Origin of the sequence: Pseudogemmobacter hezensis (assembly GCF_013155295.1) — a bacterium.
Classification (GTDB): Bacteria; Pseudomonadota; Alphaproteobacteria; order Rhodobacterales; family Rhodobacteraceae; genus Pseudogemmobacter; species Pseudogemmobacter hezensis.
Genome location: NZ_JABJXT010000028.1, coordinates 21,854 through 37,082, shown reverse-complemented (window position 1 = coordinate 37,082; position 15,229 = coordinate 21,854). Strand labels below are relative to the sequence as shown.

The 15,229-nt window shown below is 63.7% G+C and carries 14 protein-coding genes; 2 read left to right on the top strand and 12 right to left on the bottom strand.

The annotated features are described in order from the left end of the window. Positions 1-88 precede the first annotated feature (88 nt). From HOY34_RS19920 to HOY34_RS19880, 9 genes are all read right to left on the bottom strand, one after another. A complete protein-coding gene (locus tag HOY34_RS19920; RefSeq protein ID WP_172366123.1) occupies positions 89-259 on the bottom strand; it encodes a hypothetical protein in 171 nt (56 codons plus the stop codon). Positions 260-337: 78 nt separating this feature from the next. Continuing rightward, positions 338-1,192: an ABC transporter permease gene (locus tag HOY34_RS19915; protein ID WP_172366121.1), complete on the bottom strand. Its 855-nt coding sequence runs from the start codon at positions 1,190-1,192 to the stop codon at positions 338-340. A 12-nt stretch (positions 1,193-1,204) separates the two neighbouring features. After that, entirely contained in the window at positions 1,205-1,969 is a 765-nt protein-coding gene (locus HOY34_RS19910) for an ABC transporter ATP-binding protein (RefSeq protein ID WP_172366119.1), read from the bottom strand. A gap of 743 nt (positions 1,970-2,712) precedes the next feature. Then, complete coding sequence (locus tag HOY34_RS19905) at positions 2,713-3,531, bottom strand: ABC transporter permease (RefSeq protein WP_172366117.1); 819 nt, start codon at positions 3,529-3,531, stop codon at positions 2,713-2,715. A 49-nt stretch (positions 3,532-3,580) separates the two neighbouring features. After that, positions 3,581-4,504 carry an ABC transporter permease gene (locus HOY34_RS19900; protein WP_172366115.1) on the bottom strand — a complete coding sequence of 308 codons (924 nt, stop codon included), beginning with the start codon at positions 4,502-4,504 and terminating at the stop codon, positions 3,581-3,583. Beyond that, positions 4,501-5,400 carry an endonuclease/exonuclease/phosphatase family protein gene (locus tag HOY34_RS19895; protein WP_172366113.1) on the bottom strand — a complete coding sequence of 300 codons (900 nt, stop codon included), beginning with the start codon at positions 5,398-5,400 and terminating at the stop codon, positions 4,501-4,503. The genes HOY34_RS19900 and HOY34_RS19895 overlap by 4 nt, the downstream gene beginning before the upstream one ends. After that, positions 5,400-6,431, bottom strand: a complete 1,032-nt coding sequence (locus HOY34_RS19890) for an oligopeptide/dipeptide ABC transporter ATP-binding protein (protein ID WP_172366111.1) — start codon at positions 6,429-6,431, stop codon at positions 5,400-5,402. The genes HOY34_RS19895 and HOY34_RS19890 overlap by 1 nt, the downstream gene beginning before the upstream one ends. Further along, on the bottom strand, positions 6,428-7,324 hold the full coding sequence (locus HOY34_RS19885; protein WP_366926989.1) for an ABC transporter ATP-binding protein: 897 nt from the start codon (positions 7,322-7,324) through the stop codon (positions 6,428-6,430). The genes HOY34_RS19890 and HOY34_RS19885 overlap by 4 nt, the downstream gene beginning before the upstream one ends. Before the next feature lie 74 nt (positions 7,325-7,398). Further along, entirely contained in the window at positions 7,399-8,982 is a 1,584-nt protein-coding gene (locus HOY34_RS19880; RefSeq protein WP_172366109.1) for an ABC transporter substrate-binding protein, read from the bottom strand. Between the two features lie 174 nt (positions 8,983-9,156). Here HOY34_RS19880 and phnF point away from each other — a divergent pair, with 174 nt between their 5' ends. Both phnF and HOY34_RS19870 read left to right on the top strand, forming a co-directional pair. Then, positions 9,157-9,870: a phosphonate metabolism transcriptional regulator PhnF gene (gene phnF, locus HOY34_RS19875; protein WP_253944571.1), complete on the top strand. Its 714-nt coding sequence runs from the start codon at positions 9,157-9,159 to the stop codon at positions 9,868-9,870. Positions 9,871-9,938: 68 nt separating this feature from the next. Next, positions 9,939-10,268, top strand: a complete 330-nt coding sequence (locus HOY34_RS19870; protein ID WP_172366105.1) for a transposase — start codon at positions 9,939-9,941, stop codon at positions 10,266-10,268. Between the two features lie 679 nt (positions 10,269-10,947). On the opposite strand, the gene HOY34_RS19865 is transcribed toward HOY34_RS19870, so the two are convergent. From HOY34_RS19865 to HOY34_RS19855, 3 genes are read right to left on the bottom strand one after another with little or no spacing between them, the layout of a single operon-like run. Beyond that, positions 10,948-12,294, bottom strand: a complete 1,347-nt coding sequence (locus HOY34_RS19865) for an FAD-binding oxidoreductase (RefSeq protein WP_172366103.1) — start codon at positions 12,292-12,294, stop codon at positions 10,948-10,950. Then, complete coding sequence (locus tag HOY34_RS19860; RefSeq protein ID WP_172366101.1) at positions 12,291-13,526, bottom strand: M20 family metallo-hydrolase; 1,236 nt, start codon at positions 13,524-13,526, stop codon at positions 12,291-12,293. Before HOY34_RS19860 ends, HOY34_RS19865 begins: the two co-directional genes overlap by 4 nt. A 1-nt stretch (position 13,527) precedes the next feature. Then, positions 13,528-15,156, bottom strand: a complete 1,629-nt coding sequence (locus tag HOY34_RS19855) for a 5-guanidino-2-oxopentanoate decarboxylase (protein WP_172366099.1) — start codon at positions 15,154-15,156, stop codon at positions 13,528-13,530. Positions 15,157-15,229: the final 73 nt, after the last annotated feature.

Genomic DNA, 15,229 nt, shown 5'->3' with positions numbered 1-15,229 from the left:
CTTCATTGTCGAGAACCAAGCGCACAGCGCGCTCGCGAACCTCAGCGGAAAACTTGTTCGTCGTCTTGCTCATGATGCTCCATCCTACTCAGGAGTTGGAGCCTCCGGCAAACCCGGTGCGGTTCAGCCCGCCCTGGGCGGTGACACCGTTGAAGGTCACCAGATCCTGCGCCTGCGCCTGGGCCGCGCCCAGGGCAAGCGCGCCCATCACCGCAAGGCCGCGCATGCCGCCCGAAATCCCTGAAAACAGGATGGCCATATCAGTCTCCACTGTTGTTTTGTTTGTTGTTTTGGTCGTTTCGTTTCCGCCCGGGATGCCCGGCCGGACCGGGGATCATCAAAGCGCCTTCCAGAAGACGACCCGGTTCTCCAGCCATTCGATCAGCTGGTAGATCACCAGCGTGAAAAGCGAGAGCAGGATGATCAGGCAAAACACCCCTGCGATATCGAGCTGGAAATTCATCGCGTAGATCAGATAGCCGATCCCCGCCGAAGCGCCGACGAATTCGCCAACGATCACGCCCAGCACCGCGAGCGTCCAGCACAGCTTTACCCCCGCCATCATGATCGGCAGCGCATTGGGCAACAGCAGATAGCGGAAGGTCTGCCAGCGGCTGGCGGTCAGCGAGCGCATCAGCTTGACCGCATTCGGGTCAACCGAGGAGAGGCCCGTCAACGTATTGAGAAACATCGGGAAAAAGCACATCACCACCGAAATGGCGATTTTTGATTCCATGTCAAAGCCGAACCAGGTCACGAAAATCGGCGCCAGGACGATCTTTGGCGGGGCCTGCAGCGCGACCAGATAGGGGTATAGGGTGGCCCTGACCGCCGGAAACATCGCCACCAGGATCCCGAAGATCGCGCCGGTCGCCATGCCGATCATAAAGCCCCAGAAGATCTCTTGCGCCGTCACCCAGACGTTGGGCCAGAAGTAAGACGCGGACATGACGCGCCCCGTCGCCTCAAGAGTGGCAAGCGGTGTGGGGATGATCAGCGCATGGACAAAGCCGCCATGGGTTGCAATCGCCCAAACCGCGATGACAAACAGGCCAAAGCCAAGCGCCAGCAGCCGGTTGGTGATCATTTCGCGCCTTGCCCGTCGGCGTTCGCCCTCAACAAAGCGCGAGATCGCGTCGCCTTGCCGGCCGGAGGAGAGCGGAATCGAATGGGCGGTATCGGTCATGGTCATCTTACGCGGCCCTCAATGATCGACGCCGAGCATGCGGCGGATTTCGAATACAAGTTCGGAATAGCGGGGATCGCGCATCACCTCGGTCGTGCGCGGGCGGGGCAGATCGATCTCGACGATGCCCTCAAGGCGCCCGGGGCGCGGGGTCATCACGAAGACACGGTCGGACAGGAACACCGCCTCGCCGATGTTGTGAGTGACGAAGATCACCGTCTTCCTGGTCTTCTCCCAGATGTTCAGAAGCTCGAGGTTCATGGTCTCGCGGGTGAATTCGTCCAGCGCGCCGAAGGGCTCGTCCATCATCAGGATGCGCGGGTCATGGGCCAGGAGGCGGGCAAGGCCGACCCTTTGGCGCATGCCTCCCGACAGCTCGCCCGGGAAGCGGTCGCCAAATCCATTAAGCCCGACCATATCAAGCAGTTCTTCGGTTCGCGCCGCCTGCTGGCGCTTGTCGAGGCCCAGAACCTGCCCCGGCAGCCTGACGTTTTCACGAATGGTGCGCCAGGGAAACAGGACCGAGGTTTGAAACATCATGCCGACATCGGAGCGGGGCTTTCCGGCCTTTTCTCCTGCGATGGTGAGCCCGCCGAGGCTGCGCGCCTCCAACCCGCCCAGGATCGACAAAAGGGTGGATTTGCCGCAGCCCGATGGGCCGACCAGCGAGATGAACTCGCCCTCCTCTATCCCGAAACTCACATCATCGAGGGCCACAAGCGGCCCTGTCGCCGTTGCATAGACCTTTGAAATATTCGCACCGCTGATGATTTCAGCCGCCATCCAGACCATCCTTCTACAACTTGCATGCAATTACGCATGCAAATCTGGAAACCTCGCAAGCCTTCCCTCCGGGAATGGCACGAAGAGATGAGGTGCACGGCTGAAAGCACATGTTTTAAGCAAAATTGGAGTATGGCTGATGAGAGAAGGTGCAAGAGGCAAAGCGACCGGCAATCGGTGCGCGCATAGGGCGCAAGCGTCATGGAGGGTAACCACAGGTGGGAAAAGAGTGATCCTCTCCCGGTTGAGTGGTCACTGGTATGTTCAGGAAACGGGGGATCGAGGCTGGCAAACAAGCGACCGAGAGCGAAAACTATCGTCGCAAAGTTGCGGCAGGTTGAGGTTTTGATGGGCCAAGGTTTGTCCCGTCTGGCGCCCATTTCCCGGGAAAGCCCCATCCGGAACAAGTCGGTGGTTCAGTGACCAACACCCATTCGGCGCTCGGACGGCCAGCATGAAGCGCCCATTCCTCTTCCGGTATCAGGTCTCGTGCCAGGCTGGTCTCTGTCGCAGATACCAGACTGAATTACGATCAAACCGCCCTGCGAATCCCTTTTGTCAACACGGCCTGATTTGGGCGTCATATCTCCAGGGGTTCATCTGCTACGCTGCCAGCCAGAGCAAATGCGCCCCGGAACTGGCAAAAATCCTCGCTTCCCGCGCAAGCGCCCGGCATCACCCGCCGGGTTCCGCGGCGGGTGATGCGGCAGGCTTCGCGGCGGGCTTCGTTTCGGCACCAAATATCAGTCCCTTGCGACGCGGTCGCGGATGTTGTCCCCCAGAACGACAAAGGCAAGGGTGGTCAGCAGGATCAAAAGGCTTGGCACTGCGGCCATCCAGGGGGCGTTTACGATGTAGTTTCGGCTTTCGCTGATCATCAGCCCAAGCGATGTCATCGGCGGCTGCACGCCCAGGCCCAGAAAGCTGAGGCTGGTCTCCAGCAGGATGCTTTCCGGGAAATTCAGCGTCATTTGCACCATCAGCACGCCAAGGATGTTCGGCAGAACATGGTGCAGATAGATGCGTCCGGTCCCTGCGCCGACCACCCTGAGCGCACCGGCGTAGCCATGCGTCTCGGCATCCAGCACGAGGCCGCGGACCAGCCGGGCATACCTTTCCCATCCGGCGATCCCGATGATCAGAACGATCAGCCAGAAGGACTTGCCAAAGACCCCGACGACGACGATGGCAAAGATCAGGAACGGCAGCGAGGCCTGGATATCGACCGCCGCCATGATCGCCTCGCCCAAGACGCCGCGGCGCCGGGCCGCGACCATCCCGGCCAGGATGCCGATGGCGGCGCCGGTGAGCGTTCCGATTATGGCCACGATCAGGGAAAAGCGCATCGCATAGAGGGACCGGCTAAGGGTATCTCGCCCCAAATGGTCGCTGCCCAGCCAAAACGGGCTGTCACCGCCAAACAGCGCCGGGGGTGACAGCCGCAGCAAGGGTTGCTGATAGGTGTAATCCCAGGGCGCAAGCCAGGGCGCGCCGATGGCGATGACAAGCACGGAAATCAGCCACAGCTTTGCAAGCGTGGCCGTGACCGGCCCCAGCAACATTGCCCGAAGCCACAGACCTGCCTGCCCTTTGGCGCTGGCGCGGCTGGGATCAACAGGCCGTTGCCTGAATGCGCGGGTTGAGAATGCCATAAGCAATATCCACGGTAAGGTTGCAGAGAGTGACAATCGCGGTGAAGAGGATGACCAGCATCTGCACGACGGCGAAATCGCGCATCCCCACTGTCTCCAGCAGCAGCCTGCCAATTCCCGGCCAGCCGAACACCTGCTCGATGATGATCGAACCACCAAACAGCCCGGCCACCATGAAGCCAAGGATCGTCACCAGAGAAATGGCCGCATTGGGAAGCACATGCTGCCACAGGATCGCCGCCCGGCCTTTGCCCGAGGCGCGCGCGGCCAGAATGAAAGGCCGCTCCATCACGTCCAGCACCGCGACACGGATATACCGCGCGAGGCCCGCCGCTCCGGCAAGGCCCAGGGTCAGCACCGGCAGGACCATGTGCCGAAGGCTCGCGCTTCCTGAACTGGGCAGCCAGCGCAGCCAGACGGCAAAGAGATAGACAAGGCCGATCGAGACCACGAACCCTGGCAGGCTGAAGCCCAGCGTGGCCAGCAGCATCACACTCCGGTCCCAGATGCTGCCGCGCTTCAGCGCCGCCAGGATACCCGCCGGCACCCCGATCAGCAGCATCAGGACCAGCGCCGTGGTGGTAAGCTTCAGTGTCGCCGGAAGCCTTTCTGTTGCCACCAGCAGTGCCGGCCGGCCGTTTGCGATTGAAAGGCCGGCATCCCCCTTCAGCAGGTTGCCTGTATAGTGAAGATACTGCATCAGGATCGGCTGATCGAGGCCCCAATGCGCGCGAAAGCTGGCGACCATCTCGTCGCTGGCGGTATCGGGCAAAAGCATCCGGGTAGGATCGCCGGTCATTCGCAGCATGACGAAGGTCAGGCTGAGAACGACCAGCAGCGTCAGGACAGCCCGCAGCACGCGGCCAAGCACAAACCCGGTCATCGGCGGCCTGCGCCAAGCGTCAGGATCAGCGGCTGGTGGTCCGAAGCCTGCGAGGCGCGGTCAACCTGCAAATCCCCGACCCGCGCAGCAAGACCGGACGAGACCAGCGCATAATCGATGCGGATGCCGCTGCGGGTCTCCCAGTCGCTGTAGAGCGTGGCGCTGTCGGCCTCGTCCTGGCCAAGGATCCGGCAGGGATCGGCAAACCGGGAGGGATCGAGCAGGGTGCCGTAGCCGGGATGGGCCGGCCCGGTCAGCAGCCGGTAAGCCTCGTCGTCCGGGCACAGATTCAGATCGCCAAGAAGCACGGCGTCGCCCGGAACCGTCAGTTCGGCGCCCTCGGTCCAGCCGGCATCGACATGATCGCCGCTGCAGGCAGGGCCATTCACCGCCGCCGTCCGGTAAAGATCGAGGATGAACCTGGCCTGGTCGCAGCGCTCGTCGTCGGCAAGATGCGACAGATGGGTGGTATAGACCCGCAGCTGGCCGCCGGGCGCGTCGATGATGGCCTCGCTGACGCCGCGCTGGATCGAATGGGCGTTCAGGGGCGTCAGCTTTTGCGGGAAAAGCCAGGTCCGCAGGCTGAGGATCGGCCAGCGCGACAGGAAGGCATTGCCGAACTGGCGCCGGACCACGGTTTCGGTGCCATCCGGGGCGATGAGGACCTTGTGCAGATCGAAGGTTGCGCCCATGCCGGTGAACATCGGCTGCCCTGCTGCGGCAAGAGTGGCCCGGATATCGTCCAGCTGGTCGCGGTCGCCCGAACGGGTCCAGAAACGGTCGACTTCCTGCAAGGCGACAATGTCGGCGCCGATCAGGGCCTTTGCGGTGCGGCCCGTGTCGATGCGCCCGTCCCGGCCCTGGCCATATTGAATATTGTAGCTCACGAGTTTCATCAGGCTGATTCCTCCTGGCTGGCCACAGAATGGACCAGGCCGGCTGTAGCCGCTTCAGCGCCCTGGGCACGCGGGGCGGGCCGGGGCAGCGGGTGATGGCAGGTCAGACGGCGGCCCGGTGCCAGCCGGACCAGCGGTGGTGTCAGCTGCGCGCAAAGGGCGCTTGCCACCGGACAGCGGGAAACAAGCGCGCAGCCCAGGCCGACCTCGCGCCGGATCTCACCCGCGTGCAGCCGGGCGGCGCGGGGAAGCGGGCTGCCGGGAATGGCCGCCAGCAAAGCCCGCGTGTAGGGATGCCCCGGCGCGGCAAAGATCTGCCGGGCGGGCCCCTCTTCGACCAGACGGCCAAGATACAGGACCGCAACCCGGTCGGCGACATGGCGCACCACCCGCAGATCATGGGTAATGAACAGACTGGCGAAGCCACCGGACCGGCGCAGGCTGCGGATCAGCTCAAGGATCTGCGCCTGCACAGAAACGTCCAGTGCCGAGACCGCCTCGTCAAAGACGACAAAGCGCGGGCCTGTCATCAGGGCACGGGCGATTACCACCCGCTGCCGCTGCCCGCCGGACAGCAACTTTGGTGTCCGGTTGGCCAGGGGCGGGGGCAGCCCCACCCGCTCCATCATTTCGGCCGCCCTGCTGCGGGCCTCGGCCAGGCCTGCCAGCTTGTGGATAAGCAGGGGCTCAGCGATCTGAGAGATGACGGCAAGCCTGGGGTCCAGCGCCGCCGAAGGGTTCTGAAACACCATTTGCAGGTCTTGGGTCAGTCTAAGCGCCTCGGCCGGGCCAAAGGACGACAGATCGCGGCCTTCATAAGACACCCTGCCCCCGGTCGGACGCTCGATGCCCAGCAGCATTCGGCCCAGCGTCGACTTCCCCGAGCCGCTTTCGCCCACCACCGCCAGCGTCTCCCCCGCCGCCAGTGAGAGATCAATGCCGTCCAGCGCCATATGGGACAGGTTCGGCCGCAGAAAGCGGCGGGTCTTGTAGCTGTGGCTCAGCGCCTCGGCGCGGATCAGCGGGGTCATGCGGCATCCCCTTCGGGGTGGTGGCAGGCAAAGTCCCCGGCGCCGTCGCCGCGCGGGCGAAGCTGCGGCCGCGCGGCCGTGCAAAGCGGACCTGCCTGCGCGCAGCGCGGCGCAAAGGCACAGCCGATCCGGCCCGACGGGCGGCCAGGTTGCCCCGCGATGGGCGCAGGCGGCGCCGCGCTGGCCAGATCCGGCATCGCCCGCAACAGCGCCCGCGTATAAGGATGAACCGGCCGGGGCAGCACGGCATTGGCGGGCCCGCGCTCCATCACCTGACCGCCATAAAGGACCGTCATTCGCGCGGCGGTTTCGGCAACCACGCCAAGATCATGAGTGATCAGCAGCATGCCAAGCCCCTGATCACGACAAAGCCCCTGCAGCAGTGACAGGATCTGCGCCTGTGTCGTCACATCAAGGGCGGTCGTGGGTTCATCCGCCAGAAGAAAGGCAGGCGAGCCGGCCAGAGCCGCACCGATCATCACCCGCTGCGCCATGCCGCCCGACAGCTGATGCGGATAGGCCGCCATCACCCTGTCGATATCGGTCAGGCCCAACCGCCCCAGCATGGCCCGCGCAGCGGTTCTGGCTGCGGATAGGGGCAAGTCGCCCAGCCGTGCAAACTGCCCGGTCAGGAAACGACCGACACGCCAGCGCGGATCCAGCGCCGCGACCGGGTCCTGCATCACCAGAGCCACGTCACGGCCCGGCCGCAAGGCCGGTGTGATCTGGCCGGTCATCTCCAGCGCGGGCGGCAGCAATCCAAGAATGGCCAGTGCCGACAGGCTTTTGCCCGATCCGCTTTCGCCGACAAGCGCGTGGATCTCGCCAGAGCGCAGGTCGATCTCAAGGTTCTCGACCAGAACAGTGGCATGGTTCCGGGTGGTGACTGTCACACCCCTGACCCTGATGCCTTCGGATATTCCGGTTGGCCGCAGCATCGCTGCGGCCGGTTCGGTTCTGGTCATTCTCAGGCTTGATCGAAGGTCAGGTTGTAGGGGCGCAGGTCCATGAACTCGAAGGTCACCGGGCGCCAGTTGATCGAGCGGCGAACGCCATAGACCTCGACCGGGCGGTAAAGCACGGCGCCGGGGGCCTCATCTTCCCAGATATCCATCAGACGCGCATAGGCTGCGGCCCGTTCTTCGCCGTCGGGCAGGCTGGCAACCCTGGCGGCAAGCTCGTTATATTCAACCGGAGCCTGCCATTTGTGCAGGGTCTGGGCCGAGCCGGTCGGACCCCAGTCCGAGGTCAGCGGCGTTGAGGCATCCGGCATCTGGAAGCCGTTCGACCAGTTGCGCATCTGCAGACCCGGTTCCAGCACCTGGTTCCAGTTCTCGAGGATCTGCATGTCGACGTTCAACCCGACCGACTTCCACATCTCCATCATCATCTGGATCGCGGCGACCGAATTGACATAGTAATCGTTCAGCGTCCGGAAGGTGATCTGCTCGCCGGCGTAACCGGCCTCGGCCAGCAGGCTGCGCGCCAGTTCGGGATCATGGGCAAAGCCTGGGCGGCTGGCATCATAGACCGCGCCATAGGCCGGGATCTGGAAGCCGTTCGGAATACCTGCCAAACCACCCCAAAGCGCTTTGTTGAGAAGGTCGCGGTCAAGGGCAAGGTTCAGGGCGCGACGCACCCGCTTGTCCGACACGACCGGCGCATCACATTGGAAAATGTAAAGATGCACGTTCTCGATCTGGGTGGCACGCGCTTCGACCTCAGGCTCGGCCGATAGCATCGGGATATTGTCGGGGCCCAGGGCACAGGCCATCTCATATTCGCCGCTGATCAGGCCTGCGACGCGGGTGGCAATTTCCGGCACGACCGAGAAGGTCACGCGAGAGGCCGTCGGCCGGCCAAGGTAATAGTCGTCGAAGGCTTCCAGAACCACGCGGTCACCGGGAACGAATTCCACGAATTTGTAGGGTCCGGTGCCGATCGGGGCGAGACCGAAGGCCTCGGGGCCCATCTCGCGGTATTCCTTCTCGGGAACCACCCAGGCAATCCAGGAGGCCAGCCGCTTTTCCAGGGACCAGTCGGCGGCGGTGGTGCGCATCCGCACGGTGCGATCGTCAATGGCCTCGACCGATTCGAACTGCGCCGAGAACAGCGGACCGCGGGGCACCATCGGGCTGTCGCCCCAAATACGCTCGGCCGAAAAGCTGAAGGCCACATCCCGGGCGGTGACGTCACGGCCGTTGTGGAACCTGACCCCCTCGGCGATGGTCACCAGCAGCGTGCGGTCGTCTTCGCGTGCCCAGGATGCGGCGATGGCCGGCACCAGATCGGTGGCCGAGCCCTGGTCGTTCGCCAGGAAGTCGCGGCGGATCAGCGTGTCAAAAATGGCGTTGGTGATGCGGTTGCCGACATTGCCGATGGCGTTGACCGGCTCGAGGCTGACCGGCAGCCCCTGAACGGCGATGCGCAGTTCAGGGCGCTCGGCTGACTGGGCAAAGGCGGCGGGGGCAAAGGCGGCGGGCGCAAAGACGGGCAAAGCGCCGGCGGCCAGTGAAATTGACAGAAAGTTGCGACGGTTGAGCGGAAGCATGGGATCCTCGGAACGTGCATGGGCCATCGGCCCGGTTCGGCGCCTAAGTGGCCGAACTGTCTAACGTCTCAATGACAGACCCATTTTCGCAAAGGTCCGCTGCCGGGGCTTGCTGTCACGGCAGCGACGCAAAACTGTGTCAGGCTCGCTCAGGGAACGTAATCGGGGCCGACAATGGTCAGGTGTAATGACAACCCGCTTTGGCGGGGTGTTTCAAAGTTGATCGCAGCATCCATCGAGGCGGGAGAATACCAGCCAGGAGACCAATTGCCGCCCGAGAGCCAGCTGGCGCGCAACCATGGCGTCAGCCGCTTTACCGTCCGCCAGGCGCTGGCCAGCCTTGAGGCTGCCGGTGTGGTCCTGATCGAGCAGGGGCGCGGAACCTTTGTGCGCAACCGGGTGATCGCCTTTTCGCTGGACTCGCGCACCAGGCTGTCCGCCAATCTGACCATGCTGGGATTGCCGGGCGCGCGGCGGCTTATCTCGGCCGAGACCGTGCCTGCGGATGGCGAGACAGCGCGGACCCTTGGTCTGGCCCCGGGCGGCGATTGCGTTCAGGTCCGGCTCCTGATCGAGATCGAGGGCCGGCCGGTCGGTCTGGTTTCGGATCATTTCCCCACACCACGATTTGCCGGCATTGACCGGGTTTTTCATCAGACCACCTCGCCAACCGAGGCATTGCAGGCCTTCGGGGTGCGCGACTATCGCCGGGTCACGACCAGGCTTCAGTCCCGGCTGCCGTCGGTGGCAGAGGCTCGCCTTCTCGGCATGCCGCGAACGCATCCGCTGATCGTCGCCGTCAAGCAGGACGTCGATCCGGAGGGGCACCTGGTCAGTTTCGGTTGCTCTGCCTTTTGCGCGGACCGGGTAGGCTTTGTCGTGGGATAGCCTGCCGGGCTGATCTGAGCCGCGCCGGACTTGCCGGAGGCTGCTACTCCTGCGTAAGGTGAAGCATCATGAGCAAGGCAACGAAGAGGTTTTCCCCTGAATTTCGCGTGCGCGCGGTTCTGATGGTTCCGGACAACGAAGGCCAGCATGGCGCGTGTTCGCAATCGGTGATCTCGATCGCGGCGAAGATTGGCGGTGCGGCCCAGACCCTGAACGATTGGGCCAGGAGGGCCGAAGTCGCCAGCAGCAAGTGGCCCGGCCTCTTCGATGAGATGTCGGATCGGATGACGGCCCTGGAACGTGAGAACCGGGAGCTGCGGCACGCCAACGGGATCTTTCGCAAAGCCTCAGCGTATTTTGCGATGACGGAGCCCGACCGCCGATCGAAGCACGCATAGCTGAGCCATGGGAACGCCACTGGTCCGGGAGACCATGGCGAAAGCCGATCTGCAGTCTGCTGCAGATTGCCCTGTCCCTCTATTTTGACCATCCGGCGAAGCGATCCGATCCTTGTCGCTTGTCGGCTCGGGCACGCCGGGACGCCGCTGTCTGCCTCATTGCTCATCTGCTGCCCCGACGGGTTTTGGCGCAGTGGTATTGCCGCAGGCTGATCCTGGTTGCTATGGGCCAATGCCAGAGGGCGGCGCGACAATTTCCGACGTCCTGATGTGGCAGATGGCCCATTTCTGCAATAAATTCGAAGACGACCGATAATGCAATTATTGGATATTGTGGCTAAGTGGCAGCTACGGCGAATAATGTCTTAACAATCTGGCATAAAGCGCCGATCCTTGTGGGCGTTCGGCCATTTCATTTGCCGCAGATACCCGAAGCCTTCTCGGAATCCTTCGGCTCTTCCGCGAAGGCTTCGGCTGGGATCGGGCAGCTATGATTTTGGAAAAGCTAATTTTCGTCAGATCAGCCCTTGCCGTGCTGACCCGCCTGAAATGGTCATACCCGCACAGGGAGCGGGCAGATTCGATCACAGGCCAGGGAGGCAAGGATTGCCAGACCGGACACAGGTCAGAAGCATCTTGCGACGCTTCCTGCCCTTGTTCGCGGGGCCTCCCTTCATCGTCACGCTGCTGATTTACCCGGGTTCATAAGGCCCAGCGGGTCCAGCGCGGTGCGGATGGCCCGCATCGCGGCGACTTCAGCGGAGCTTCGGGAATGGTGCAGCCAGTCGCGCTTGAGCGATCCGATACCGTGCTCGGCTGAAATCGAGCCGCCGGATTTCTCCACCATGGGATAGACAAGATCCTGGACCTGCTTTTTCCCTTCCGGTCCCAGCCCCGGCAAATCGACGATCACATGCAGATTTCCATCGCCGAGGTGCCCGAAGAACCAGCTTTGCGCCAGTGGATCAAGCTGCAAAAGCCCTTCGCGGCAGGCGCTTACAAAGGCCTCGGTCTTCGCCAGCGGCAGGCTGATATCGAGATTGTGCAACCCCTTGAGACTGCGCTCGGGGCGCACGTTCTCGCGGATGTCCCAGAACTTTTGCGCGGCCGCCCCCGAAGTGGCAACCACGGCATCGGAAATCAGGCCCTCGGCGAAGGCCCATTCCAGCCAGGCCGTCAGATCGCCGTTTTCGGCCTCAATCAGCAGGGCATAGTCCGGCAGCGGGCTGAAAACCCCGCGACCGCCACCGACCAGGAAGTGATCCTGCCACATCGTCTCAAATGCCGAGAGGGTCAGATCGCGTTTTGCCTTTTGCAGCAGGGCCGGAATGGCGTCGAACCGTTCGATGGCGCAAAGTGCGGTCTGCACAGGCGGCGGCGCGGGGGCAAGACGGAACACCGCCCTGGTGATGACGCCGAGTGTTCCCTCTGCGCCGCAAAAAAGATGCCGCAGATCATAGCCGGTATTGTCCTTGGTGACCTGTGACAGATGCGAGAGCAGCGTCCCATCGGACAGAACCATTTCAAGGCCCAGCAGATTGTCGCGTGTCATGCCGTAGCGGATCACCCGCGGGCCGCCGGCATTGGTCGAGATGATGCCGCCAATCTGGCATGATCCGCGTGCGCCAAGATCAATGGGGAACAAAAAGCCCGCTTCACCTGCCGCATCCTGGGCGGTTTGCAGCACGGTGCCCGCGCGCATAGTCATCGTGCCCTGCAGCGGATCCACCTCTTCGACGCCACTGAAACGCGCCAGCGAAAGGGCCACTGCATCTGCGCGGGGCAGGGCGCCGCCGCTTAATCCGGTCAGCCCGCCCTGGGGGACAACAGGGATCGCGTGGTGAAAGCAGATCCGCATTACGGCCTGGATTTCCGCCACAGAGGCCGGGCGCAAAAGCGCGAGGGGCAGCGTTCCGGTGCCGGCGCCGCTTGCGTCATCAAGGGAGGATCCGCCTGCAAGATCGCTGGCAGCTGTAAAGCCTGCCGGACCCAGAACCTCGGAAAGCTCTGTCAGGGCGCTTGTCATTCTGCCGCTCTGGCCGTGAGTCTGCGATCATGGATCAGCACGCTGTCCAGCAGCACCTGCGCCCCTGTGCTGCAATCTTCGACGGTGGCGCTTTCGGCAGGATTGTGGCTCAGCCCGCCCGCACAGGGCACAAAGATCATCGCGGTCGGAACTTTGCGCGCCACATAGGCGGCATCGTGGCCGGCGCCCGAAATCATGTCTTTGTGACCGTGGCTGGCCGAGGCCTCGCGGATCGAGGCCAGACAATCGGCGTCGAAATGGACGGGCGGGCTGGACCAGATCTGTTGCAATTGCGCGCTCAGATCGGGCGCAAGGCCCGAGATGAGTGTCTGAAGCCCCTGTTCCATGGCTTCAAGGCCCGCATCATCGCCATGGCGCAGATCGAAGGTCAGCCGCACCGCACCCGGCACGACATTGCGCGAGGGCTCGGCGATGGTCAGCTCGCCCACCGTGGCATAGCCGCCCAGTTCCTTCGCAAGGCGCGAGGCGCCCGTGATCAGCCCGGCCGCTGCCAAAAGCGCATCGGCGCGCGCGTCCATCGGGGTTGAACCGGCATGGGCTGCGCGCCCGGTGATTTCGAGGTCATACCAGCGCATGCCCTGCACGCCGGTCACGACACCGATGGTCAGCTCTTCGCGTTCCAGCACCGGCCCCTGTTCGATGTGCAACTCGAACATGGCGGCGAAATCCTGCGCGCCAACGGGCTGATCGCCCGCCGCATCAATTCCCGCAAGCGCGCTGCCAAAGCTCGTGCCGGCGCTATCCTGGCGCGCGCGCACATAGTCCTCGGAAAAGACCCCGGCCCATGCGCCCGAACAGAGCATCGCAGGCGCAAAGCGCGCGCCCTCTTCATTGGTCCAGTTTACCAGCATAAGCGGATGTTCGGTCTTGATCCCGGCGTCATTCAGGGTTTCGATCACCTCCAGCCCCGCCAGAACGCCAAGGATACCGTCGAACTTCCCGCCGGTCGGCTGGGTGTCGAGATGGCTGCCCATGGCAATCGGCGTCAGATCGGTGCGGCGGCCCTCGCGACGCAGGAACATATTGCCCAGCCGGTCGCGCGCGATGGTGCAGCCGGCGGCAAGCGCACGGGCTTCAAGCCAGGCGCGCACCTTGCGGTCTTCTTCCGACAGGGTCAGTCGGCGCACGCCGCCTGCCTCGGTGCCACCGAAGCGGGCGGTGTCCATCAGATTGGACCAAAGACGCCCGCCGTTAACGCGCAGATTGTTCATCTTACTTCTCTCCAGCGGCGAGGAACCCCGCCTCGTCGATATCGAGAAGCGTTGGCCGCGTCCGCCCCGCTGCAGCGATGAGTGCCTCGGACAGCTGTTCCGGCGCCACCAATGCTTCGGTTGCGCAGTCGAACCCCGTGGCCAGAAGGCCGAAATCAGGGGTGAAGAGATCCACCCCGAGCGTTGGAATGTCGCGCCGCGCCATGTAGTTTTTGATTTCGAAATAGCCTTTGTTGTTCCACAGGGCGATGATCAGCGGGCAACCGATCTCTCGTGCGGTTGCGATCTCTCCCAGGTTGAACTGCAGGCCGCCGTCGCCGACCAGTGCGACGACCGGGCGTCCGGTGGCAAGCCAGGCCCCGGTTGCTGCCGAAACCGCATAGCCAAGCGTGCCGAAACCCGTGGCCGAGCAGAACCAGGTGCGGGGCCGGTTGGTGCCGAAATGCATCATCGCGGCATAGACGGGCTGCGCGGAATCGCCTGCGACGATCACTTCAGGCAGCGTGTCGCGGATGGTTGCCAGCAGCTTCTGGCCTGCGAGGTACATTGGCGAGGTGACGGCGCTGACAGCCTCGCGCGCGGCTGCTGCCCGCGACTTGCCGCCCGTTTCCGCATTGTCTGCTGGCAGCATGTCCAGCAGCGCCCGAACCGCGAGCCCGGTATCGCTGACCAACCCGAGGTCGGCTTTCGCGCCGCGCATGATACGGCCGGCGTCGATGTCGACGCGCACCAGGCGTCCTTTTGGCTGCATTGCACCACTGTTATAGAAGTCATATTCCGCCGGGCCGATTTCGGTGCCGAGGGCCAGGATCAGATCGGCCTCTTCGATCAGCCTGCGAACCGGCGGCAGCGCCGGAGAGCAGGGCACCGCCAGGTCATGCCCGTCAGGCAGGATGCCGCGCCCGTTGCAGGTCATCACCATGGGCGCATCCAGCCTTTCCGCCAGGCTTTGCAGCAGGGCGGCGGCATCGGCAGCCCCGCCTCCGGCCAGGATCACCGGCTGTTTTGCTGTGCGGCACAGATCGGTCAGGTCTGCGAGACGCGCTGAATCGGGGCTGGGCCGCCCAGGCAGCGGGATCCGCGCCGGAGCCGGGCAGCCTTCCGGCATATCGGTTGTAAAATGATTGACCGGGATCTCGATATGAACCGGGCCGGGCCGGGTCGAATGGAAGGTGGCAAAGGCGCGGGCCAGCACCTGGGGCAGCTCTGCCGGGTCAAGAAGCGTATGGCTGAAGACCGAGACCTGGGCGGCAAAGGCACGCTGGTCGGGCAGCTCATGCAGCCAGCCCTGGCCCGATCCCATCCGCCCGGTTGGGTTGACCGAGGAAATCACCAGCATCGGCACGCAATCGGCCAGGGCCTGGCCCATGGCGGTGGCGATATTCGTCAGCCCCGGCCCGGTGATGGTGAAACAGGCCGCAACCTTGCCTGAGGCGCGCGCATAGCCATCGGCCATGAAGCCTGCGCCCTGTTCGTTGCGCGGCGTGACATGGCGCAGCGCGCTGTCGGCGAGCGCGCGGTAAAGCTCGACCGTATGCACGCCGGGGATGCCGAAAACGGTGTCGATCCCGTTGGCGCTGAGGCTTTGGCAAATATAATCCGCAACGGTCAGCGGCGACAGGGAAGACATGGTTGGGCTCCGGCAAGTGACAGGGAGAGAGAGTAGGGAGATATGTGAGAGGCCCCGGCGGGGGATTGCTGCC

Bases quoted from the DNA above. Each gene is read 5' to 3' on its own strand.
- HOY34_RS19920 (WP_172366123.1), bottom strand. From the start codon at position 259: ATGGCCATCCTGTTTTCAGGGATTTCGGGCGGCATGCGCGGCCTTGCG.
- HOY34_RS19915 (WP_172366121.1), bottom strand. From the start codon at position 1,192: ATGACCATGACCGATACCGCCCATTCGATTCCGCTCTCCTCCGGCCGG.
- HOY34_RS19910 (WP_172366119.1), bottom strand. From the start codon at position 1,969: ATGGCGGCTGAAATCATCAGCGGTGCGAATATTTCAAAGGTCTATGCA.
- HOY34_RS19905 (WP_172366117.1), bottom strand. From the start codon at position 3,531: ATGTTGCTGGGGCCGGTCACGGCCACGCTTGCAAAGCTGTGGCTGATT.
- HOY34_RS19900 (WP_172366115.1), bottom strand. From the start codon at position 4,504: ATGACCGGGTTTGTGCTTGGCCGCGTGCTGCGGGCTGTCCTGACGCTG.
- HOY34_RS19895 (WP_172366113.1), bottom strand. From the start codon at position 5,400: ATGAAACTCGTGAGCTACAATATTCAATATGGCCAGGGCCGGGACGGG.
- HOY34_RS19890 (WP_172366111.1), bottom strand. From the start codon at position 6,431: ATGACCCCGCTGATCCGCGCCGAGGCGCTGAGCCACAGCTACAAGACC.
- HOY34_RS19880 (WP_172366109.1), bottom strand. From the start codon at position 8,982: ATGCTTCCGCTCAACCGTCGCAACTTTCTGTCAATTTCACTGGCCGCC.
- phnF (WP_253944571.1), top strand. From the start codon at position 9,157: ATGGTCAGGTGTAATGACAACCCGCTTTGGCGGGGTGTTTCAAAGTTG.
- HOY34_RS19870 (WP_172366105.1), top strand. From the start codon at position 9,939: ATGAGCAAGGCAACGAAGAGGTTTTCCCCTGAATTTCGCGTGCGCGCG.
- HOY34_RS19865 (WP_172366103.1), bottom strand. From the start codon at position 12,294: ATGACAAGCGCCCTGACAGAGCTTTCCGAGGTTCTGGGTCCGGCAGGC.
- HOY34_RS19860 (WP_172366101.1), bottom strand. From the start codon at position 13,526: ATGAACAATCTGCGCGTTAACGGCGGGCGTCTTTGGTCCAATCTGATG.
- HOY34_RS19855 (WP_172366099.1), bottom strand. From the start codon at position 15,156: ATGTCTTCCCTGTCGCCGCTGACCGTTGCGGATTATATTTGCCAAAGC.